The sequence below is a fragment of the Streptomyces sp. NPDC127197 genome, assembly GCF_042672405.1.
GTDB classification, from domain to species: Bacteria; Actinomycetota; Actinomycetes; order Streptomycetales; family Streptomycetaceae; genus Streptomyces; species Streptomyces flavusporus.
Genome location: NZ_JBHXVG010000053.1, coordinates 23,108 through 43,678, shown reverse-complemented (window position 1 = coordinate 43,678; position 20,571 = coordinate 23,108). Strand labels below are relative to the sequence as shown.

General features: G+C 70.9%; 22 protein-coding genes. 6 read left to right on the top strand and 16 right to left on the bottom strand.

Features of this window, described 5'->3' with window-relative positions; genetic code table 11:
* Nucleotides 1-151: 151 nt before the first annotated feature.
* From ACFVJQ_RS40890 to ACFVJQ_RS40855, 8 genes are all read right to left on the bottom strand, one after another.
* Nucleotides 152-2,728: a polynucleotide kinase-phosphatase gene (locus tag ACFVJQ_RS40890; RefSeq protein ID WP_385790892.1), complete on the bottom strand. Its 2,577-nt coding sequence runs from the start codon at nucleotides 2,726-2,728 to the stop codon at nucleotides 152-154.
* Nucleotides 2,725-4,203: a 3' terminal RNA ribose 2'-O-methyltransferase Hen1 gene (locus ACFVJQ_RS40885; protein WP_385790891.1), complete on the bottom strand. Its 1,479-nt coding sequence runs from the start codon at nucleotides 4,201-4,203 to the stop codon at nucleotides 2,725-2,727. The genes ACFVJQ_RS40890 and ACFVJQ_RS40885 overlap by 4 nt, the downstream gene beginning before the upstream one ends.
* A 106-nt stretch (nucleotides 4,204-4,309) precedes the next feature.
* Complete coding sequence (locus tag ACFVJQ_RS40880) at nucleotides 4,310-5,233, bottom strand: LLM class F420-dependent oxidoreductase (protein ID WP_385790890.1); 924 nt, start codon at nucleotides 5,231-5,233, stop codon at nucleotides 4,310-4,312.
* A 76-nt stretch (nucleotides 5,234-5,309) separates the two neighbouring features.
* Nucleotides 5,310-5,780, bottom strand: a complete 471-nt coding sequence (locus ACFVJQ_RS40875) for a DUF6099 family protein (RefSeq protein ID WP_385790889.1) — start codon at nucleotides 5,778-5,780, stop codon at nucleotides 5,310-5,312.
* A gap of 197 nt (nucleotides 5,781-5,977) precedes the next feature.
* Nucleotides 5,978-6,313: a nucleotide pyrophosphohydrolase gene (locus tag ACFVJQ_RS40870; RefSeq protein ID WP_385266268.1), complete on the bottom strand. Its 336-nt coding sequence runs from the start codon at nucleotides 6,311-6,313 to the stop codon at nucleotides 5,978-5,980.
* Nucleotides 6,310-7,482, bottom strand: coding sequence for an AAA family ATPase (locus ACFVJQ_RS40865; protein ID WP_385509493.1), 1,173 nt, complete (start codon nucleotides 7,480-7,482; stop codon nucleotides 6,310-6,312). The genes ACFVJQ_RS40870 and ACFVJQ_RS40865 overlap by 4 nt, the downstream gene beginning before the upstream one ends.
* 122 nt (nucleotides 7,483-7,604) lie before the next feature.
* Complete coding sequence (locus ACFVJQ_RS40860; protein WP_385509492.1) at nucleotides 7,605-7,994, bottom strand: cell division protein SepF; 390 nt, start codon at nucleotides 7,992-7,994, stop codon at nucleotides 7,605-7,607.
* A 135-nt stretch (nucleotides 7,995-8,129) separates the two neighbouring features.
* On the bottom strand, nucleotides 8,130-8,645 hold the full coding sequence (locus ACFVJQ_RS40855) for a YceI family protein (RefSeq protein WP_385509491.1): 516 nt from the start codon (nucleotides 8,643-8,645) through the stop codon (nucleotides 8,130-8,132).
* A 125-nt stretch (nucleotides 8,646-8,770) separates the two neighbouring features.
* Here ACFVJQ_RS40855 and ACFVJQ_RS40850 point away from each other — a divergent pair, with 125 nt between their 5' ends.
* The 3 genes from ACFVJQ_RS40850 (at nucleotide 8,771) to ACFVJQ_RS40840 (ending at nucleotide 12,760) form a co-directional block, all read left to right on the top strand.
* Nucleotides 8,771-9,274 (top strand): MarR family winged helix-turn-helix transcriptional regulator, encoded by a 504-nt coding sequence (locus ACFVJQ_RS40850; RefSeq protein WP_385509490.1) that lies wholly within the window; start codon nucleotides 8,771-8,773, stop codon nucleotides 9,272-9,274.
* 79 nt (nucleotides 9,275-9,353) lie between these two features.
* Nucleotides 9,354-12,554, top strand: a complete 3,201-nt coding sequence (locus tag ACFVJQ_RS40845) for an FAD-binding and (Fe-S)-binding domain-containing protein (RefSeq protein ID WP_385790888.1) — start codon at nucleotides 9,354-9,356, stop codon at nucleotides 12,552-12,554.
* A gap of 2 nt (nucleotides 12,555-12,556) precedes the next feature.
* Nucleotides 12,557-12,760 (top strand): response regulator transcription factor, encoded by a 204-nt coding sequence (locus tag ACFVJQ_RS40840; RefSeq protein ID WP_385509488.1) that lies wholly within the window; start codon nucleotides 12,557-12,559, stop codon nucleotides 12,758-12,760.
* A gap of 41 nt (nucleotides 12,761-12,801) precedes the next feature.
* On the opposite strand, the gene ACFVJQ_RS40835 is transcribed toward ACFVJQ_RS40840, so the two are convergent.
* Entirely contained in the window at nucleotides 12,802-13,014 is a 213-nt protein-coding gene (locus ACFVJQ_RS40835) for a hypothetical protein (protein ID WP_385509486.1), read from the bottom strand.
* A 244-nt stretch (nucleotides 13,015-13,258) separates the two neighbouring features.
* Here ACFVJQ_RS40835 and ACFVJQ_RS40830 point away from each other — a divergent pair, with 244 nt between their 5' ends.
* On the top strand, nucleotides 13,259-13,507 hold the full coding sequence (locus ACFVJQ_RS40830; RefSeq protein ID WP_385509485.1) for a hypothetical protein: 249 nt from the start codon (nucleotides 13,259-13,261) through the stop codon (nucleotides 13,505-13,507).
* A gap of 62 nt (nucleotides 13,508-13,569) precedes the next feature.
* On the opposite strand, the gene ACFVJQ_RS40825 is transcribed toward ACFVJQ_RS40830, so the two are convergent.
* A complete protein-coding gene (locus ACFVJQ_RS40825; RefSeq protein ID WP_385509484.1) occupies nucleotides 13,570-14,061 on the bottom strand; it encodes a MarR family winged helix-turn-helix transcriptional regulator in 492 nt (163 codons plus the stop codon).
* Between the two features lie 109 nt (nucleotides 14,062-14,170).
* Between ACFVJQ_RS40825 and ACFVJQ_RS40820 the strand changes: the two genes are divergently transcribed.
* Nucleotides 14,171-14,656 carry an MFS transporter gene (locus ACFVJQ_RS40820; protein ID WP_385790887.1) on the top strand — a complete coding sequence of 162 codons (486 nt, stop codon included), beginning with the start codon at nucleotides 14,171-14,173 and terminating at the stop codon, nucleotides 14,654-14,656.
* A gap of 32 nt (nucleotides 14,657-14,688) precedes the next feature.
* Here the strand turns inward: ACFVJQ_RS40820 and ACFVJQ_RS40815 are convergent, their stop codons facing one another.
* From ACFVJQ_RS40815 to ACFVJQ_RS40795, 5 genes are all read right to left on the bottom strand, one after another.
* Nucleotides 14,689-15,138 (bottom strand): nitroreductase family deazaflavin-dependent oxidoreductase, encoded by a 450-nt coding sequence (locus tag ACFVJQ_RS40815; RefSeq protein ID WP_385790886.1) that lies wholly within the window; start codon nucleotides 15,136-15,138, stop codon nucleotides 14,689-14,691.
* 38 nt (nucleotides 15,139-15,176) lie between these two features.
* A complete protein-coding gene (locus ACFVJQ_RS40810) occupies nucleotides 15,177-15,410 on the bottom strand; it encodes a response regulator transcription factor (protein WP_385509482.1) in 234 nt (77 codons plus the stop codon).
* Between the two features lie 558 nt (nucleotides 15,411-15,968).
* Complete coding sequence (gene metF, locus ACFVJQ_RS40805) at nucleotides 15,969-16,847, bottom strand: methylenetetrahydrofolate reductase [NAD(P)H] (protein ID WP_385790885.1); 879 nt, start codon at nucleotides 16,845-16,847, stop codon at nucleotides 15,969-15,971.
* 61 nt (nucleotides 16,848-16,908) lie between these two features.
* Nucleotides 16,909-17,892 (bottom strand): carbohydrate kinase family protein, encoded by a 984-nt coding sequence (locus tag ACFVJQ_RS40800; protein WP_385790884.1) that lies wholly within the window; start codon nucleotides 17,890-17,892, stop codon nucleotides 16,909-16,911.
* A gap of 145 nt (nucleotides 17,893-18,037) precedes the next feature.
* Nucleotides 18,038-18,685: a hypothetical protein gene (locus ACFVJQ_RS40795; RefSeq protein WP_385509478.1), complete on the bottom strand. Its 648-nt coding sequence runs from the start codon at nucleotides 18,683-18,685 to the stop codon at nucleotides 18,038-18,040.
* 187 nt (nucleotides 18,686-18,872) lie between these two features.
* Between ACFVJQ_RS40795 and ACFVJQ_RS40790 the strand changes: the two genes are divergently transcribed.
* Nucleotides 18,873-19,286, top strand: coding sequence for a VOC family protein (locus ACFVJQ_RS40790; RefSeq protein WP_385509477.1), 414 nt, complete (start codon nucleotides 18,873-18,875; stop codon nucleotides 19,284-19,286).
* On the opposite strand, the gene ACFVJQ_RS40785 is transcribed toward ACFVJQ_RS40790, so the two are convergent.
* Entirely contained in the window at nucleotides 19,267-20,562 is a 1,296-nt protein-coding gene (locus ACFVJQ_RS40785; RefSeq protein WP_385509476.1) for an FAD-dependent oxidoreductase, read from the bottom strand. The genes ACFVJQ_RS40790 and ACFVJQ_RS40785 overlap by 20 nt on opposite strands.
* Nucleotides 20,563-20,571: the final 9 nt, after the last annotated feature.

Here is a 20,571-nt window from a genome sequence, read left to right as displayed (position 1 = left end):
CCGCCCGCCCTCGGTGTCGACTTGGAATCCCTTGCCTCCAGCCTCACCTTTCGCGCTCCTGTACCCCCCCCTTTTTCCGGGCCCCCGTGCTCCGCGCCCGCGGCGCCGGCCCGCGTCCCGGCCGCGGGCCGACCGAGCGACCGGAGCAGGACTACAGCCGCGGGTCCACCGGCTCGGACTCCAGGGCGAGCACCCCGAACACCGCCTCGTGCACCCGCCACAGCGGCTCACCCTCGGCCAGCCGGTCCAGGGCCTCCAGACCGAGCGCGTACTCGCGGATCGCCAGCGACCGCTTGTGGTTCAGGAACCGCTGCCGCAGCCGGGCCAGGTTGTCCGGACGCGTGTACTCGGGACCGTAGATGATCCGCAGGTACTCGCGGCCCCGGCACTTGATGCCGGGCTGCACCAGACGTCCCTCTCCTCCCCCACTCTCGGCTTCGCTCGAGCGGGGGCACCCCCATCGCACGAGCGCCCCGCGCGGCTTGACGACCATGCCCTCGCCGCCCCGGCCGGTCATCTCCAGCCACCAGTCGATGCCGGCCTGGACCGACTCCGGATCGCCGGTGTCGACATACAGACGCCGGGTGGTCTGGAGCAGTCCGCTGCCGTCGTGCTCGACGAGCCGGTCGAGCAGGGCGAGTTGCTCGTCGTGCGGCAGTCCGGCGAGGCTGCGGCCCTGGACCGCGAGGATCTGGAACGGGGCCAGGCGGACGCCGTCCAGGCCGTCCGTGGTCCAGCAGTAGCGGCGGTACGCCTCGGTGAACGCGGCGGCGTCCGCTGCCCGTTCACGCTGGCGGGACAGCAGGCCGGCCACGTCGACGCCGCGGGCCGCGGCGCCCTCCAGCGCGGTCAGCGCGCCCGGGAACACCGCCCCGGAGGCGGCGCCGACCGCCGCGTACTGACTGCGCAGCAGCCCGGACGCCTTCAGCGACCAGGGCATCAGCTCGGCGTCGAGCAGCAGCCAGTCAGTGGCGAGCTCCGCCCACATACCGGCCGCGTCGATCGCCGACCGCAGCCGGCCGAGGATCTCCTCGGTGACGGAGTCGTCGTCGAAGAACGGGCGCCCGGTTCGGGTGTAGAGGGACCCGGTGGGACCGTCCACTCCGAACCGCTTCCGCGCCGTATCCGCGTCCCGGCACACCAGCGCCACCGCCCGCGAGCCCATGTGCTTCTCCTCGCACACGACCCGCGCGACCCCGTCCGCCGCGTACTGCGCGAACGCCTCGGCCGGGTGCTCCAGGTAGCCGTCGACGTGCGAGGTCGCGGTCGGTGCCATGGTCGGCGGCAGGTACGGCAGCAGGCGCGGGTCGACCGCGAAGCGGCTCATGACCTCCAGCGCGGCCGCCGCGTTCTCCTCGCGGACCGAGATCCGGCCGGCGTGCCGGGTCTCCACCACCCTGCGGCCGTGCACGTCCGCCAGGTCCAGCGGCCGCCCGTCATGCCCGCCAGGCGCCTCGGACCTCAGCGGCTTCGTCGGCTCGTACCAGACGCGCTCCGCCGGTACGTCGAGCAGTTCCCGCTCCGGCCAGCGCAGCGCGGTGAGCTTGCCGCCGAAGACGGCGCCCGTGTCCAGGCAGATGGTGTTGTTCAACCATGTGGCCTCCGGGACCGGAGTGTGGCCGTACACCACAGCCGCCCGGCCCCGGTAGTCCTCCGCCCACGGGTAGCGCACCGGCAGCCCGAACTCGTCGGTCTCCCCCGTGGTGTCGCCGTACAGCGCGTGCGAGCGGACCCGGCCGGACGTCCGGCCGTGGTACTTCTCCGGCAGACCGGCGTGGCAGACCACCAGCCTGCCGCCGTCGAGGACGTAGTGGCTGACGAGCCCGTCGATGAACTCCCGTACCTGCTGCCGGAACTCCTCGCTCTCCCCCTCCATCTGCTCGATGGTCTCGGCGAGCCCGTGCGTGTGCTGGACCTTGCGGCCCTTGAGGTACCGCCCGTACTTGTTTTCATGGTTTCCGGGCACGCACAGGGCGTTGCCCGACGTCACCATCGACATCACACGGCGCAGCACGCCGGGGCTGTCCGGCCCGCGGTCGACGAGGTCACCGACGAAGACGGCGGTACGGCCCTCGGGGTGCACTCCGTCGGCGTACCCCAACTTGCCCAGCAGCGACTCCAGTTCGGCGGAGCAGCCGTGGATGTCGCCGATGATGTCGAAGGGGCCGGTGAGGTGGGTGAGGTCGTTGAAGCGCTTCTCGGTGACGATCGTGGCGTTCTCGACGTCCTCCACTCCGCGCAGGATGTGCACCTTGCGGAAGCCCTCGCGCTCCAGGTGGCGCAGGGAGCGGCGGAGTTCGCGGGTGTGCCGCTGGATGACCCGACGCGGCATGCCGGCCCGGTCGACGCGGGCCGCGTTGCGCTCGGCGCACACCTGCTCCGGCACATCGAGCACGATGGCGATGGGCAGCACGTCGTACTGCTTGGCCAGCTCGATCAGCTTCTTTCGGGCGTCCGGCTGCACGCTGGTGGCGTCGACGACCGTGCGGCGGCCGGCGGCCAGGCGCTTGCCCGCGATGTAGTGCAGGACGTCGAAGGCATCCCGGGTGGCGCCCTGGTCGTTCTCGTCGTCGGAGACGAGCCCGCGGCAGAAGTCGGACGAGATCACCTCGGTCGGCTTGAAGTGCCGACGGGCGAAGGTGGACTTGCCCGAGCCGGAGGCGCCGATCAGCACCACGAGGGAGAGGTCGGTGACGGGCAGGGTGCGCCCCTTGGTGTCGACGGTCATGCGGCCTTCTCCTCCTTCGTGGTCCTGAGGGTGGCTGTGCTCATGGAAAAAACGGCCATCTGGGTGGGCGGGCCCACCTCGGGGTCGTCGGGTCCGACGGGCGCGAACTCCACCTCGTAGCCGTGCCGTTCGGCGACCTTTCCGGCCCACTGCCGGAACTCGTCCCGCGTCCACTCGAAGCGGTGGTCGCCGTGCCGGACGTGACCGGCCGGGAGGGACTCCCAGCGGACGTTGTACTCGACGTTCGGGGTGGTCACGAGGACCGTCCGGGGTCGGGCGGCGCCGAACACCGCGTACTCCAGCGCGGGCAGCCGGGGCAGGTCGAGGTGCTCGATCACCTCGCTGAGCACGGCGGCGTCGTACCCCTTGAGCCGGTTGTCGGTGTAGGCGAGGGAGCTCTGGAAGAGCGTGACGCGCGAGGCCTGCCGCTCCCCCATGCGGTCCAGCTTCAGTCGCCGGGAGGCGATCGTCAGTGCCCGCATCGACACGTCCACGCCGACGATCTCGGTGAACGCCGGGTCCTTGAGGAGGGCCTGCACCAACTGGCCCTGCCCGCACCCGAGATCGAGCACTCGGGTGGCACCGGACGCCTTGAGCGCGGCGGTGATCGCGTCCCGGCGCTGCACGGCGAGCGGGGTCGGCTTCTCCTCGGCCTCGCTCTCGGCCTCGACGGCGTTGTCGATGTCCTCGACCTCGCTGTCGTCGGCCTCGGCCAGCCGGACCAGTTCGAGCCGTTCCATGGCCTGCCGGGTCAGCGACCAGCGGCGGGACAGATAGCGGCTGGTGATCAGCTTCTGCTCCGGGTGGCCGGGCAGCCAGCCCTCACCGGCCCGCAGCAGCTTGTCCACCTCGTCGGAGGAGACCCAGTAGTGCTTGGCGTCGTCGAGAACCGGGAGCAGGACGTACAGATGACGCAGGGCCGCGGCGAGGGTCAGCACCTCCGACTCCAGTACGAGGCGCACATACCGGGAGTCGCCCCACTCCGGGAACTCGCTGTCCAGCGCCACCGGGTCGGCGGTCACCGCCCATCCCAGCGGTTCGAAGAGGCGTCGTACGAGGTCCGGGCCGCCGCGGGCGGGCAGCGCCGGTATCTCGATGCGCAGCGGCAGCGGCTCCCCGGCACGCTCGGGGCGGGCGGTGCACACCCCGCGCATCGCGCTGGAGAAGACGCTGCTCAGCGCCACGGCGAGCAGCGAGGAGGCCGCGTACGGGCGGTCGTTGACGTACTGCGCGAGGGCCGCGTCGGGGGCGCCGCCCCGGCCCTTGCCCTTGCCGCGCCGGACCAGTGCCACCGCGTCCACCTCCAGCAGCAGGGCCGCCGTGCAGCGTTCGGCGTCGGCCTCGGGGTAGAGGACGTGCGCCGTGCCGTAGGAGGTGGAGAACGCCTGCGCCCGGTCGGGATGCTTGTGCAGCAGGAAACCGAGGTCGGTCGCCGGGCGTTCTGGGGTGCCGGTGGTACTGATCGTCAGGAACACGGGGTTGCCTCGAAGGGGTCTGAAGTGCGGGCATGCACCCGCGTGGGCCATGCCAACGTACAGACAACCTTCACACGGACACCTGTGATTTTCGCCGGGAAGGTCCTCAGGACAGCTGCGACTGGACCTGGGTCGAGATCAGCTCCAGGTGGTCCAGGTCGTGCAGGTCGAGGACCTGGAGGTAGATCCGCTGGGTCCCGATCTCGTTGTAGCGGCCGATCTTCTCGACCACCTCGGCCGGGGTGCCCGCCAGGCCGTTGGCCTTCAGCTCCTCGACCTCGCGGCCGATCGCGGCGGCGCGCCGGGCCACCTCCTGGTCGTCCTTGCCTACGCAGACCACGAGGGCGTTGGAGTACACGAGGTCGTCGCCCTTGCGGCCGGCTTCCTCCGCGGCGGCGCGGACCCGGGCGAACTGACGCTCGCTGTCCTCGACGGAGGCGAACGGCATATTGAACTCGTCGGCGTACTGCGCGGCCAGCCGCGGGGTGCGGGTGGCACCGTGGCCGCCGATGAGTACGGGGATCTTCGGCTGGGCGGGCTTGGGCAGCGCCGGCGAGTCCTTGAGCTCGTAGTACTTCCCGTGGAAGTCGAAGGTCCGGCCCACCTCCGTCGCCCACAGCCCGGTGACGATCTCCAGTTGCTCCTCGAGACGGCCGAACTTCTCCTTCGGGAAGGGGATGCCGTACGCGGCGTGCTCCTCGGCGAACCAGCCTGCGCCCAGGCCGAGTTCGACACGGCCGCCGGACATCTGGTCGACCTGGGCGACCTGGATGGCGAGGACGCCGGGCAGCCGGAAGGTGCCGGCGGTCATCAGCGTGCCGAGCCGGATCCGCCTGGTCTCGCGGGCGAGGCCGGCGAGGGTGATCCAGGCGTCCGTGGGGCCGGGGAGGCCGTCCCCGGAGCCCATCCTCAGATAATGATCGGAACGGAAGAAGGCATCGAAGCCAAGGTCCTCGGTGGCCTTCGCCACGGTGAGCAGGGTGTCGTAGGTCGCCCCCTGCTGGGGCTCGGTGAAGATTCGAAGATCCATACTCCCATCCTGCCCCCTCGCCCTCCGCACGGCGTCATTGGTCCCCACGCCGAGGAGGCCGTCATGTCCGACCTGCCTAGCCCGCCTCCCGCTCCGGCACCACATGCTCCCGGTCCGCCAGCTTGCGCAGCATCTCCAGCACCCGGTCCCGTGACTCGTCCGCCGCGTCGATGGCCTCCATGCACTGCCAGTACGTGCCCTCGTCGGGCGCGGAGCAGGCGATGCCGACGAGGGCGATGCCGACCTCGCCGAGCAGGCCGCCGAGGTGCAGCAGAGCCTGCCGGGCATCGCCCAACTCGGTGAGCTGGGCCGCGCGCAGCTCACCCGTGTCGAGCTCCGGTGTGTCGAGCACGCCGCAGCCTCTGCCCGCCAGCTCGGTCAACCCCAGTGCCTCACCGCGCAGTTCGGGCGGTCCGGAGACCGCGAGCCGGCTGCCGATCGCCTGGGCCAGGGCCTGCGCCTGCCACACCTCCGTCACGGTCTGAGCCATATCGCCGCTTGCCGCCAGGGCACGCCTGCTCGTCAGGATGAGCCGCACCGCATCCATGCGCTGCCCCCGTCTGTCCCGCCGCGCTCTCAGCACGTCGCCCGAACTCCCTTGTCCACTACCCAGAGTGAGGGAGCGTGAGACGAAAAGCCAGAGGAAGACGGAAATCTGTGGACAACAATTCAGGTTCGGTTCAGATTTCAACTGCGGAGAGTGAAAGCGGAGCCTGCGGCTCCCCGCCCGGAACCGGAGCGGGGTCAGGGTCCGTCCGGTGCCGGGAACCGCCGCTCGTTGCGGTCGATCTTCGCGTCGAGCGCGGCCAGCGGGTCGATGCCGAGCACCTCGCACAGCTGGAGCAGATACGCGAGGACGTCGGCCACCTCGTCCGTGACGCGGTGCGCGGTGTCGGGGTCGGACATGACGCGCGCCGACTCCTCCGGCGTCAGCCACTGGAAGATCTCGACCAGTTCGGAGGCCTCCACACTGAGCGCGGCCACGAGGTTCTTGGGCGTGTGGTAGCGCTGCCAGTTGCGCGCGGCGGCGAACTCGGCCAGCCTGCGCTGGAGCTTCGCCACGTCCAGGTCTTCAGTCACGCGTCAAGGTGTACCACCGTGACTCCGTCCGCCCCCGCCACCCACGACGCATCGCTCACCGCGCCGACCAGGCGGATGTGCCCGCGCTCGCACATCCGCGCCGCCAGCCGCAGCAGTTCGCCGCGCTGCCGTGGGTCGAGTGCGTGGTCGAAGCCGTCGGCGAGCACGGTGAGCGTCTGCATGGCCGCGGGCACCTCGCCGGCCGGGTCGACCTCCAGGACGCCCGGCCCGGTGAGCAGCACCAGGGTCAGGGCGAGGTATCTCAACTCACCGTCCCCGAGCCGTTCGAGGGCGGTCCGGATGCCGTCGCCCCGGTCCAGCACCGCGCGGACCGTGCCGTCGCCGAGCGGTTCGGCGAGGACCTCCGCGACGGTGCCGGCGCATCCCGCGCGCACCGCGGCGACGAGCTGCGCATGTCGCCGGACGCACTCCGCGCGGGTGCGCCACAGGACGTCGGCCAGGTTGCCGCAGCCGCCGAGCAGCCGGCCGGAGCCCATCGGCACGGGGAAGCGCATGCGTTCCGGCCGCGGGTCGCAGGCAAAGACGGAGCGCAGGGCGACGACCATCTGTTCGGCGGCGGCGATGACGCGCCGCTGTCCGTCGGTCTTGCCGGCCACCCGCAGCGGCAGCAGCGCGGTGCCGAGCCGGTCGTCGGGCAGCGGGGCGCGGGTCACCGGCGCCGAGCCGGCCGTGTGCCAGGCGGCCTGTACGGCGCGCCGGCCCGGGTCGCGCAGGGCGGTCTCCAGCAGGACCACGCCGCCGGCCGACAGCCGCTCCCCCACGACACGCAGGTCGGGTTCGGCCTGGACGGCGACGTCGAGCCGGACCGGGCCCTCGGGGCCGTCGGCCGTGCAGCCGATGCGGAAGCCGCGGCGGCGCTGGGCGTCGGGCCGGGCGCGTTCGGGCACGCAGGCGGCCGGAGCGGGGAACGCCTCGCCGAGTTCGGCGCCACCACCGAGCCGGGCCAGCGCGTCGTACGCCCGCAGCGCACTCGTCTTGCCGGAGCCGCTGGGCCCCGCGAGCAGGGTGAGCGGGCCGAGCGGGAGTACGGCACCGCGGTGTCCGGCGAAGGCGGAGAGTCGCAGCTCGGTGACGTGCGGCCGGTCCGGCGACCCGGGGCGGGGCGGGGTGGAGATGCCGGACGCGGACGTCGTGGATGACACGGCCATATCCGGACCGTAGGACTCCATGATCGGACGAACCGTTCCGCCTCCGGGACCTTCCTACGATCGGGCGACCGTACGGGAGCGACGTCACCCACAGGGGGTGCCCGCCCGGCGTGCGCCGACCCTCACGGGCCGGACACACCCGCGTCCTCCATCAGGCCCTGCACCTCGGTACCGGGCGGCGTCAGCAGGAACACGTTGCGGTCCACGCGGTGCATTCCGCTGCTCCGGCCGAAGACGACGCCCGTGCTGAAGTCCAGGACCCGCTTGGCGACCTCCGTCTCGGCGCCGGTCAGGTCCAGCAGCACCGGGATGCCCGCCATCAGCGTCTCGGCGACCTCGCGGGCGTCCCCGAACACATTGACCCGGAGCACGACGAAACGACGGCGCGTCTCGGTCTCCGCCTCCGGCAGCGCCCGGTGGTCCACGGCGGACGGCCAGGCGTCGCGGCCGCGCAACGGAACGACCTGGGCGAGTCCTTCCCACTGTTCATCGGTGACGTCGTGGCTGTTCACCGGCTCCCCCCGATCTGACTCGCACTCGTCGCCTACACCAGGCAATTCTTACGGCAAGTCACCCGTTCGGCCGAACAGCGACACGGTCTGCGACGATTCTGTGGCCCTTTCCTCCGGAGTTGCGGCTTATTTCCTTCAGGCGGCGGCGCGGGTGAAGCGGAGCGTGGTCGCGACCGTGGTCAGGCCGCCCATCATGCGCAGCTGGTTCCAGGTCATGCCGAACTCGTCCCGGTCCACGGTGAACTCCGCATCCAGCGTGACCTGTTCGGCGTCGGCCCCGACGAGGCGGGCGACGAAGGTCAGCGGCCTGCTGATGCCGCGCACGGTGAGCTGACCATTGACGTGCACCTTGTCACCGTCGCGCAGTTCGGCCTCGCGGGCGACGAAGGTGATCTCCGGGTGGTTGTCGGCGTCGAAGAAGTCGGCGGACCGCAGGTGCGTGTCGCGCTTGGCGTTCCCGGTGTCGAGGGAGGCCACGTCCAGGGTGAGGGTGCCGGTGGCGGTGCCGTCGGGGCGGACCTCGCCCCGGCCGCCGACGGTCCCGAAGGCGCCCTTGACGGTGACCAGGCCCCAGAACGTCTTGTGCCGCACGGCGACGGTGGAGGCGGTGGTGTCGAGCTGCCACAGGCCGGTTTCCACGGCGACGCTCATGATCGTTCTCCTGTCGGCCGGGTACTCCGAATGAGTACTCCAAATTTGGATGACTCACGCTAGCCGAATGTCCAAATCTGAACAACTTCCTCGTCCAAAATTGGACGACAGGTACACTCGAAACCATGGCCGACCCCGCCAAGCACCCCGCTGACCTGCCCGCATGCCCGTCCGCGCAGGGCGGCGGCCTGCTGCCGCCGGAGCTGCGCGCCTGGATGCTGATGCGGGCCACGATGGGGGCCGTGGAGCAGCGGCTGCGGTCGGTGGTGAAGGAACGGCTCGACGTGTCCCACGACGAGTTCCTGGTGCTGTGCCTGCTCGCCGAGCAGCCCGAGGGCGGCCTGCGCATGACGCGGATCGCGGAACTGCTGGGCCGTCCCAAGACCCGGCTCACCTACCAGATCGCCTGCCTCCAGCGCGCCGGTCTCGTCACCCGCCGGTCGGCCTGCGGAGACCGGCGGGGCATCGAGGTCACCGTCACGGACCAGGCCCGGCGCCTGCTGGAAGAGGCGTCCGGGGCCCTGGCGGAGACGATCACCGAGGCCCTCGCCACCTGCGTCGGACAGGCCGAACAGGACGCGTTGTCCGGCCTGCTGCCGGGGCTCACCGGCGAGGCGCGCGCCGAGTAAGCGGCTTGTCCGGGCGGCCGACGGGTACTCGGCGTGCCGTGCTTCAGGGCGCGGTCGCTGTCATCCCGGAGGAGGTTTCATGGGCCCGCTGGACCTGCCCGATCCCGTCACCCTGCGGCCGGGCGCACCACCCGTCGACGCCGCGGCGCTCGAGGCCGCGCTGCGGGCGCGGGTGGACGAGGAGGCGCGGTTCGACGCCGGGAGCCGGGCCGCGTACTCGACGGACGCCTCCAACTTCCGGCAGACGCCGATCGGTGTGGTCGTCCCCCGCACGCCCGAGGCGGCCGCGGAGGCGGTGGCCGTCGCCCGGGAGTTCGGCGCGCCGGTGCTGTCGCGGGGCGGCGGGACGAGCCTCGCCGGGCAGTGCACGAACACTGCCGTGGTGCTCGACTGGTCGAAGTACTGCAACCGGGTCGAGTCCGTGAACGAGGAGGCGCGCACCTGCGTCGTCCAGCCGGGCATCGTGCTGGACGAGCTCAACCGGCACCTCGCGCCCACCGGTCTGCGGTTCGGTCCGGAGCCCGCCACCCACGCCAACTGCACGATCGGCGGCATGATCGGCAACAACTCGTGCGGCGCCACCGCCCAGGCGACCGGCAAGGTCGTCGACAACATCGCCCGGCTGGAGGTGCTGTTGTACGACGGCACCCGGTTCTGGGGCGGGGAGACGAGCGACGAGGAGTACGCGGGGATCGAGCGTCGCGGCGATCCGCGGGCCGCCGTGTACCGCGCCCTGCGCGCCCTGCGCGACACCTACGGCGACGAGATCCGCCGCCGCTTCCCCGACATCCCGCGCCGCGTCTCCGGCTACAACCTCGACTCACTCCTGCCCGAGCACGGCTTCGACGTCGCCGGACTGCTGGTCGGCAGCGAGTCGACGCTGGTCACCGTCCTGCGGGCGGAGCTGGAGCTGGTGCCGGTGATGAAGGAACGGACGCTGGTGGTGCTGGGGTTCGACCGGGTCGACCGGGCTGCCGACGCGGTGCCGGACATCCTGCCGCATAAGCCGATGGCGCTGGAGGGCGTCGACTCCCATCTGATCCGCGACGAGCGGCTCAAGCACCTCAACCCCAGGGCGATCGCCGAACTCCCGGAAGGACGCGCCTTCCTGATGGTGCAGTTCGGCGGGGACACCGTCGAGGACGCCGACGAGCGGGCGCACCGCATGCTGGCCGCGCTGCACGAGTCCGAGCACGACCCCGAGGTCGCGTTCCTGGACGATCCGGCCCGGGAGGAGGAGCTGTGGCAGGTCCGCGAGGCCGGACTCGGCGCCACCGCACACATCCCGGGCCGGCCCGACACGTTCGAGGGCTGGGAGGACTCGGCGGTGCCACCCGAGCGGCTCGGTGACTATCTGCGCCGACTGCACGGCCTCTACCAGGAGTTCGGCTACCAGAGCGACACCGGGCCCAGTCTGTACGGCCACTTCGGGCAGGGCTGCGTGCACACCCGGATCCCCTTCGACCTGTACACGGCCGAAGGTGTGGCGGCCTACCGGCGATTCATGGAGCGGGCGGCGGATCTGGTCGCGGAGTTCGGCGGCTCGTTCTCCGGGGAGCACGGGGACGGGCAGAGCCGGGGTGAGCTGTTGCCGCGGATGTTCGGCGACGACCTGGTGGAGGGGTTCGGGCGGCTCAAGGCGGTGTTCGATCCGCAGAACCGGATGAACCCCGGCAAGGTCGTGGCGCCGTACAAACTCGACGAACACCTGCGGCTCGGCGACGACTGGGAGCCGTACGCCCCCCGGGACCTCCACTTCCGCTTCCCCGACGACGGCGGCTCCTTCGCCCAGGCGGCCAACCGGTGCGTCGGCGTCGGCAAGTGCCGGCAGCTGACGACCGAGGGCGGCACGGTCATGTGCCCCTCGTACCAGGTCACCCGGGAGGAGGAACACTCCACGCGCGGGCGGGCCCGGCTGCTGTTCGAGATGCTCGACGGCCACGGCGACAGCGCCGTCCGGGACGGCTGGCGGTCCGAGGCGGTGCGGGACGCCCTCGATCTGTGCCTGGCCTGCAAGGGCTGCAGGACCGACTGCCCCGCCAACGTCGACATGGCGACGTACAAGGCGGAGTTCCTCGCCCACCACTACGCGGGGCGGCCCTGGCGCAGGCCGCGCTCGGACTGGTCGATGGGCTGGCTGCCGGCGCTGGCACAGGTGGTCGGCCGGGCACGGACGGGGCCGGTCGTCAACGCGCTCACCCACACGCCCGGCCTGTCGCGGGCGGCCGTCGCGGTCGCGGGCGTCGAGCAGCGGGAGGTGCCGCTGTTCGCGGCCGAGACGCTCCAGCAGTGGTTCGCCCGGCACGAGCCGTACGGCGACACCGGCCGCGGCACCGTCGTGCTGTGGCCGGACACCTTCACCAACTTCTTCCACCCGCACATCGGCCGGGCGGCGGTACGGCTGCTGGAACACGCGGGCTGGCAGGTCGTCGTCCCCGACGAGCCGCTGTGCTGCGGGCTGACCTGGATCTCCACAGGCCAACTGGGCACCGCCGAGCGCATCCTGGCCCGCACCGTGCGGCGCCTCGCCGGGCATCTCCGGGCCGGCGGGCTGGTGGTCGGCCTGGAACCGAGCTGCACGGCCGTCTTCCGGGCCGACGCCGGAGAGCTCTTCCCCGGGGACCACAACGTGCGCAGGCTGCGCAGCCAGACGGTGACCCTGGCCGAACTGCTCACCGAGCACAGCCCCGGCTACGCGCCCCCTCGGGTGCCGGGCTCGCGGGCGCTGGCGCAGGTACACTGTCACCAGCACGCGGTGCTGGGCTGGGACGCCGACCGGGAGCTGCTGCGGCGCGCCGGGATCGATGTGGAGCGGCTGGAGTCCGGGTGCTGCGGGCTGGCCGGGAACTTCGGCTTCGAGCGGGGTCATCTGGAGGTCAGCCGGGCGTGCGCGGACCGCGTACTGCTGCCGAGGCTGCGCGAGACGGACGCGGAGACGGCCGTCCTGGCCGACGGCTTCAGCTGCCGTACGCAGATCCACGAGTTCGACAGCGGCGGCCACGAGGCGGTCCACCTGGCGGAGCTGTTGGCCTCCGCGCTGCCGGGCGCCCCGGACGGCGGGTACGGCACACGCCCCGCGCCTCCGGGCCGTACCGCCAAGGCGCTCGCACTCGCCGGAACCGGACTGGCCGTGGGAGCCGCCGTCGGCCTGCTGCGCCGGCCGGCCCGCCGAACCCGACGCGTCCTGGCCCTGCTCTCCCCGGCCCCGACCGCCCGGCTCATCGCCAGGTGCTGTGCGCCCCCGACACGGCACCGCGCTCCGCCCCCGTCGCCGGTCTGACGATGCTGACCGCCCGGGAGCGCCAGGTGCTGACCCTGGTGGCACGCGGCCTCAACAACAAGGAGATCGCCGATGCCCTGGGCGTGAGCCCGCTGACCACGAAGACCCAGGTCAGTCGCATCATGGGCAAGCTCGGCGCGCGTGACCGGACCCAACTGGTGATCGTGGCCTACGAGTCCGGCCTGATCACCCCGGGCGCGGACTGACGACACCGCTCCACGCGCCGGAGGCGTTCTGCGTCGACAGCTCAGCTCACCGGCTCGCCCTTCTCCGCGGGTACCTCGGCGGACCTGCGCTTCTCGGCGCGGGTCCCGAGCCAGGCCTGTAGCCTGCGCTCGATCGGATCCTCGTAGAAGCGGTGCACGAGCCGGCCCACCAGGAGCGAGACCGCGAGGCTGACGGCGCCCCACAGCCGGTGGGCGTTGACCGGTGTGACGGGGTCGAGGAAGAAGTCCACCATCTCCTACCGCTCGCGTCCTCCAGGGCGAGCGGCTCACTGGGGGTTTCTGCGTGCGTCAGCATCGCAACGCCTCCACCACACGAGGCGGCAGCCGCCTGTTTCCATCGGATACTGATGATCCCGGACCGGTCCTTTGCGGAGGACGGATCGTTCCGTTATCCCCTGCTGGATCCGGAGTCCCATGCTCCAGGCGTCACCGATGCCTATATGAACGGCGTGCTGGGTGACGTGGTGCTGGTCAACGGTGCGCCTGCTGAACCGCTTCGGAGACGGCACGACCGCCGAGGTCATGCGCTTCGACGTGGGGTCGGGGTCGCCCGCGGACGACACGACGGTGCCCGAGAAGCTGAGCGAGGTGGTCTCGCTGGATCCGGGCCGGGCCTCGGTCACCCGGGACTTCCACTTCCGCGGCTCGGCCGAGGGCTGGACCATCAACGACCTGGAGTACCAGCCCGGTCGGGCGCTGGCCCGGCCCAAGCTGGGACAGCGGTGAGCAGAGCCGGCGGAGTGAGGCGAACGCATGACAGCAGCACCGGCCCACTCGGCCCCTACGGCTCATTCCGTCGTGACGTTGGCGAGGATCTTCTCCAGTAGCCGGCTCAGCTGCGCGATCTCGCTGTCGCTGATTCCCTCCAGCATCCGCTCATGGCTGCGCAGGGCGATGGACTCGATCTTCGAGTACATCGCGTCGCCCTCCGGGGTGAGCTCGACCGTGACCGCCCTGCGGTCGGAACCGCTCCGCGTCCGCAGCACGATTCCCCGGCGCTCCATCGTCTCCAGATGGCGTGTGAGCGTCGGCCCCTCGATGCTCAGATACTCGGCGAGCCTGCGCTGGATCATCGGCCCCTCGAGCTTCAAGGTGGCCAGCACGGTCCAGGTGGCGAAGGTGACGCCGGATCTGCCGAGCTCCGCCTCGAAGAACGCGCGCGACTCCTTCGCGACCAGTCGTAGTTTGGGGGCGATGCTGCTACGCAGCCACATCGGACCGGCGTCCGCCCCTGTCGTGTCGTGCCGCGGCACCCGCGCCTCCGCTCGTCCCTTGCTCACCGTGAGTATCCCCCGCCGTCCTTCCGGCGAGCAAAAGCAGGTTGACCAAGATCAATTATTTCGTTAGGGTACTAACTATCTTGCGGACCGGCAACCAACGGGAGCCGACGTGAGTGAGTTACGTACCGAAGCCGCTGCCCCCTCAGCCCCGGCCGGGACCGAACCACCGTCGCGACGCGCATGGCTCGGCCTCGCCGTCATCCTCCTGGCCGCCTTCATGGAACTGCTGGACGTCACCGCGGTCACGGTGGCTTCGTCGGAGATCCAGGGCTCCTTCCACACCAGCTACGCCCAGGTGCAGTGGCTCCCGGCGGGCTGTCAACTGACCTTCGCCGCGGGCCTGGTGGCCGGCGGACGACTCGGCGACATCTACAGCTGCCGACGTTCACCGGCGCGTCACTGCTGTGCGGCATCGCCTCCAGCGGCCCGCAGATCGTGCTGTTCCGGCTGCTCCAGGGCGGTGGTCAAGGTGCCCGCCGCCGAGGGCGCGGAAGCCTCGGAGGGTGACGCTGAACGACGCTCGCCTTCAGGGCCCTTCGTCCTGGCCGCCCCCACTCCCGGCTCCCCGGAGCACACGAGGAACCCGGCACGGTAGGGACACCGTGCCGGGTTCTTCCGTTCGGACCGTCAGACGGGAACGACCCGGAAGATCGGGATTCCGGGGGCCGCCCGCTCGAAGCTCTCGGGGCTCTTGTCGGCGACCACACCGTTCTTCACGAAGATGCCGGCACCCATCGGAACCTGCGTGGGGAACTCGCGGGCGATCCGCCCCCGCTCCGCCTCCGGAACCTCGATCAGCTGCACGGGCCGGGCCTTGCGGCCGCGGATCATGGTGCCGCGGCCGGCGGCGCGGACGTTCTTCACCCAGTCCGACTTGGGGAAGGCCTGGAGGATGTACATGTCGCCGTCGATCTTCACCGGAGCCACCGGGTTGATGAACTCCCGGCCGGACACCCGGCCCTTGACGCGCAGCAGGTGCATGGGCCCCACGGGCATGCCCATGGAGTGGAACATCTGCATCATCTTGTTGCCAAACTTCAGGAAGGGTGAAACCGGGGGCCGAGTGGTCGTGGCCATGATCTCGCTCATCTCTCTTCGTGAGTACTGAGGGGATGTCAGAGCCGGCCGGCGGCCGCGCGGGGCATCCGCGTGAACCGTGGGCTGCCCGGGCGCACGAGACCGGTTCGGCAGGCCGTGGTGATCACGTCGATCCGGCTCTTGAGTTCGAGCTTGCCCATGAGGCTGTGCACATGGCTCTTGACGGTGGCTTCGCTCAGGTCCGGCGCTTCGGCGATCTCCACATCGCTCCAGCCGCGCAGCATCAGCTGGACGACCTCGGTCTCCCGCACCGTGAGCCGGTCGAACCGCCACGGCGGACGCCGCTGGACGGGCGCCGTCCGGCCCGACTGGCGGCATACCTCGCTGCGGAGAATCCTTCCTCCTTGCCGAGAGTCGACACGGTCTCGATCCGACTGAAGAGACTGCCGCCCAGCACGACGACGGATGTGGGTCGTGTGTGCTCGGGATCGCGTAAGTGGTGTTGGTCTGGGAGCACTACGACTTTCCTCCAGCAAGCGGCGCGTCAGCCAGAGGGAGCGCCGCGCCTAGATGTCGAGGCGATAACTTAATTACGTAGCGAGCTATCTAAATGGTGGCATGGGAGTACGACTGTGTCAACGACGTCCTGCCACGTCACCCTCTGGTCGCCCAACCCGACCACCCGTATCCGGACCCCTCAGCCGCATGATGGCACTCCCGCGGACCACGGACCCGCAGTGGCCTGAAATCGCGGAAGAGCTGCTGAAACAGGCCACATCGGACGCACGTTGCAAACACAGCGAGACCCCCCGACGGCCCGTTCCCGGTCCGTTCCAGGGGTTCACTGCCCATATCGCCCGGCGCCGGGCTCACGCTCCGGAGGCGGGGCGGGGTGCCGGCACCGAGGCTGCTGCGGTCTGGATGTTCCGGTGGATGTCCAGCGCCGCCGTGGACCGGTTGAGGGTGATGTAGTGCAGCCCCGGGGCACCCTCGGCGAGGAGGCGCTCGGCCATGGCCGTCGCGTACTCGACACCGATGCGGTGGGCCGTGTCCGGTTCGTGGCGGGCCTGTTCCAACCGGTGGGCCAGGTCCTCAGGGAAGGCTGCGCCGGACAGTTCGGCGAAGCGGCGAATCTGGCGCACGTCCGTGGCGGGCATGATCTCGGGGATGACCGGGGTCTCACAGCCCGCGGCCGCGACCCGGTCACGCAACCGCAGATAGTCCTCGACGTCGAAGAACATCTGCGTGATCGCGTAGTCGGCACCCGCCCGGCACTTGGCGACGAAGTGCCGGAGGTCGCTCTCCCGGTCGGGCGACCGCGGATGCCCTTCGGGAAAAGCGGCCACCCCGATGGTGAAGTCCCCCAGGGAGCGTACGAGTTCGACGAGTTCACGCGCGTAGGTGAATCCGTCCGGGTGCGGTGTCCACGGGCCGTTCGGATCACCGGGTGGATCGCCCCGCAGCACCAGGACGTCCCGGATGCCCGCGTCCGCGTACTGGCCGATGATGTGGCGCAGTTCAGCGACCGAGTGGCCTACCGCGGTGAGGTGGGCGACCGGCCGCAGGGTGGTCTCGGCGGCGATACGCCGGGTGACGGACACGGTCCGGTCCCGGGACGAGCCGCCCGCTCCATAGGTGACGGACACGAAGTCGGGACGCAGGGCTTCCACACGGCGGATCGCGTCCCAGAGGGTGCGTTCGCCCGCCTCGGTCTTCGGGGGGAAGAACTCGAAGGAGAAGGTCGTCATCGTCGTTCTCCGGAACTCCTCGGACAGCCGGACCCCGAGCCGCTCCGCGGGGCTGCGGCTGTCATCGCCGCACCGCCAGATGAGCGGCGAGCCCGTCCACCGCGGACACGCCGTAGGTGTCGCGGATCCGGCCCAGCAGATCCGGACCGGACAGCGTGTACTGCTGCGTACCGGTGGACTCCAGAACCGTGGTGGCCAGGGCACTCCCCAGCCGCGCGGCGCTCTCCAGGCCGAGCCCCCAGGCGACGGCCGCGAGGAAGCCGGCCCGGAAGGCGTCCCCCGCGCCGGTGGGCTCGGTCGCGCCCGACGGCGGCACCGACTTGACGACGACCGGGCGGTGCCCGGCTCGCTGGACGACGGCGCCTTCGGCACCCCGCGTGATCACCCAGCCGCCTACCCGGCCGAGGATCTGCTGCTCGGTCCAGCCGCTTCGCTCCTGGATGAGCACGCTCTCGTACTCGTTGGTGAACAGGAACTCGGGTCCCGCCAGCAGCGCTCGGACGTCGTCGCGCGCCATGCGCGCCAACTGCTGCGAGGGGTCGGCGACGAAGGGGATGCCCAGTTCGGTGCACTCACGGGTGTGCCGCACCATCGCTTCCGGGTCATTGGGCGATACGACGACCAGGTCGAGGGCACCCGTTCGCTCCTGCACCGTCCGCAGATCGATGAGCCGAGCCTCGCTCATGGCGCCGGCGTAGAAGGACCCGATCTGGTTGTGGTCCCGGTCCGTGGTGCAGACGAACCGTGCTGTGTGCCTGGTTTCGCTCACCCGGACCGGTCCGGTGTCGACGCCGTGTCGCTCCAGCCGCGCCCGGTACTGCTCGAAGCCCGGCCCCACGGCGCCCACGAGCAGGGGACGCAGGCCCAGCGAACCCAGGCCGAAGGCGATGTTCGCCGCCACTCCCCCGGCCCGGATCTCCAACTCGTCGACCAGGAACGAGAGCGATACCTTGTCCAGGCTCTCGGCGATGAACTGTTCCGTGAACCTGCCCGGGTAGACCATGAGATGGTCCTCGGCGATCGACCCCGTGACTGCGATTCTCATCTGCTGTCCCTACCCCTGTCTCCGGACTGTTGGCGGCCGCGTTCGGGGTCCGTACTGCCCGTACGCGGCGGTGGGTCCGTTCATCGTCCGGGGCGGGGCTCAAGCATCGGTCGGGCGGCCATCAGCCACCGGGCCGACCGCACCTTCAGTAGCGCTGGGCCTTGGCGATCTCGGCGGTCAGCTTCGGCTCGGGGGGCTTGCGGCTGATGACGAGCGGCTGGGTCCGCTCCCCCGGTTCCAGGTCCTCCGCGCCCACGAAATGGGTCTCGACGACTTTCCCGTCGGGATCGCGGAAGTCGACCTGGACCGCGTAGGAGGCGGTGCTGTCGGTCCTGTTGGTGATGTTCACGACCAGGGCGAGCAGGCCACCCGTCTCGGATCGCGGCTTTCCGGTGAGCGAGACATCGGACGTCGCGTTGCCCCGGCCCTTGACGTCCTTCAACTCGGCCTCGGCCGCAGCGTTGGCACGCGCGATCTCCGCCGACACGGACGCCTCGAACTCCGAGGCCCGCGCGTAGGCGGACGACGCCGCGGCCGATGCGGAGGCGCGCGCGGACTCGATCGCGGACTGGGCCGCCGACGCGAGGGGCGCGGGCGGACTGCCCGTGAACGACTCGGTGGCCGGCGGCGACGGGCTCGGAGTGAACGTGGTACCGCCGTCATCGTCGCCGTCGCCGCCACAGGCGGCGAGCGCGACCGCACAGGCACCGGCGGCGGCGAAAGCGGTGAGAGCCCTCGGGGCCCGGTGCCGCGGGCGCTTGTGCGGTCGGTTCCGCTGCTGCGCGTCGCTCATGGAATGGAGTCCTCTCCCGGCCGCACATATGACCGATTCATGCCGTTATGGCCTGGCTGGGTTACATGCTGCCTGCCATGGCGGTACCCGGCCACCGCACTGCGCCGAGGGGGCGCTTTGACGGCCGTTGTCAGTGGCCGGCGCTACGGTGCGCAGCAGTGACTGTCCGCCCTTCCGGGAGGTTTCGATGGCTTCGCGCCTCAACCCGTATCTCAGCTTCGACGGCGACGCCCGCCAGGCCATGGAGTTCTACAAGGAGGTGTTCGGCGGCATCCTGGCCATCAACACCTACGGCGACTTCGGCCGGCCGGACACACCGGACTCCGACAAGATCATGCACGCGATGCTGGAGACGCCGAGCGGCTTCACCCTGATGGGCGCGGATGCCCCGCCCGGGACCGAGCACACCCCGGGGAACAACTTCTCGGTGTCCCTCAGTGGCGACGACGCCGCCGAGCTGCGCGGCTACTGGGAGAAGCTGTCGGCTGGCGGCTCGGTGTCCGTGCCGATGGAGAAGCAGATGTGGGGCGACGAGTTCGGCATGTGCACGGACCGGTTCGGCATCCCCTGGATGGTCAACATCAGCCAGCGGCAGAGCTGACCGGGGCCTCGACGACCGCCGAGGACAGCGGAATCGGGGTGAACATCTCCGGCTCCTCGTCCGGCGTCAGCGCGGTCGGGCCGTACACCCAGTCGGTGAAGGAGTAGTCGTAGGTGTTCCGCGCCCGCATGATCGCGTTGCGCCGGTGCCGGGGCTCTCCGTCGAGGTGCCACAGCTCGCCCCAGGCGCGGGCCGTGGTCTGCACCCGGCGGCAGTGCTCCACCCGGACCGCCTGGTACGCCGTCAGCGCGGCGTACCAGTCCGGTCGGGTGCCCGCCGGGGCGGCCTCGGCGAGCCGGGCGTAGTGCCGGGCGAGGACCCAGCCGTCCTCGATCGCCATGATCGCGCCCTGCGCCATGTACTGGAGCGGTGGGTGCGCGGCGTCGCCGAGCAGGGCGATCCGGCCGTGCACCCAGGTCTCGATCGGGTCGCGGTCGAGCATCTGCCACCAGCGGTCGCGCCACATCAGCGGGATGCCCTTGCGGACGGTGTCACAGGTCCGCTCGAAGGCCGCGTCGAGCTCGTCGGGCGTGCCCCAGTCGTCTTGCCCGGCCAGGGCCTTGGGCGACTCGAACACGGCGACCTGGTTGAACATGTCGCCGCCGCGCAACGCGTACTGGACGAAGTGGCAGCGCGGGCCGACGTAGACGGTGACGTCCTTCTCCGCGATGCCGTTGTCCCGGACCTGCTCGATCGGGACGGTCGCGCGGTAGGCGACGTAGTCGGAGCTGACCACGTCGTCGCCGACCAGCTTGCGGCGGGCCACGGAGTGCAGTCCGTCGGCGGCGACGACCAGCGGCGCCTCCTCGGTGCTGCCGTCCTCGAGGCGGATCAGGGCGCCGCCGTCCGTGTGCTCGTAGTCGACGACGGTCCGGTCGGTCAGCAGCTCGACGCCGGCCCGCCGGCAGGCCCGCAGGAAGATGCCGTGCAGATCGCTGCGGTGGATGACCATGTACGGGTAGCCGTAGCGGCGTTCGAGGTCGCGCAGGTCCAGCCGGGTCAGTTCCCGGGAGTCGAGCGCGTCACGCATCACCATGTTCTCCGGGACGACGCCCAGAGTCCTGGCCTCCTCGAGCAGGCCGTACTCGGCGAGGATGCGGGTGCAGTTGGGCGCGATCTGCAGGCCGGCGCCCACCTCGCCGAACTCCTTGGCCCGTTCGAGGACGCGCACGCGCAGTCCCTGGCGGGCCAGGGCGTAGGCGGAACTGAGGCCGCCGATGCCGCCGCCGACCACGAGGACGTCGGGCCGCCCGGCGGGGCTGGATTCAGGATTCATGATCTGTTC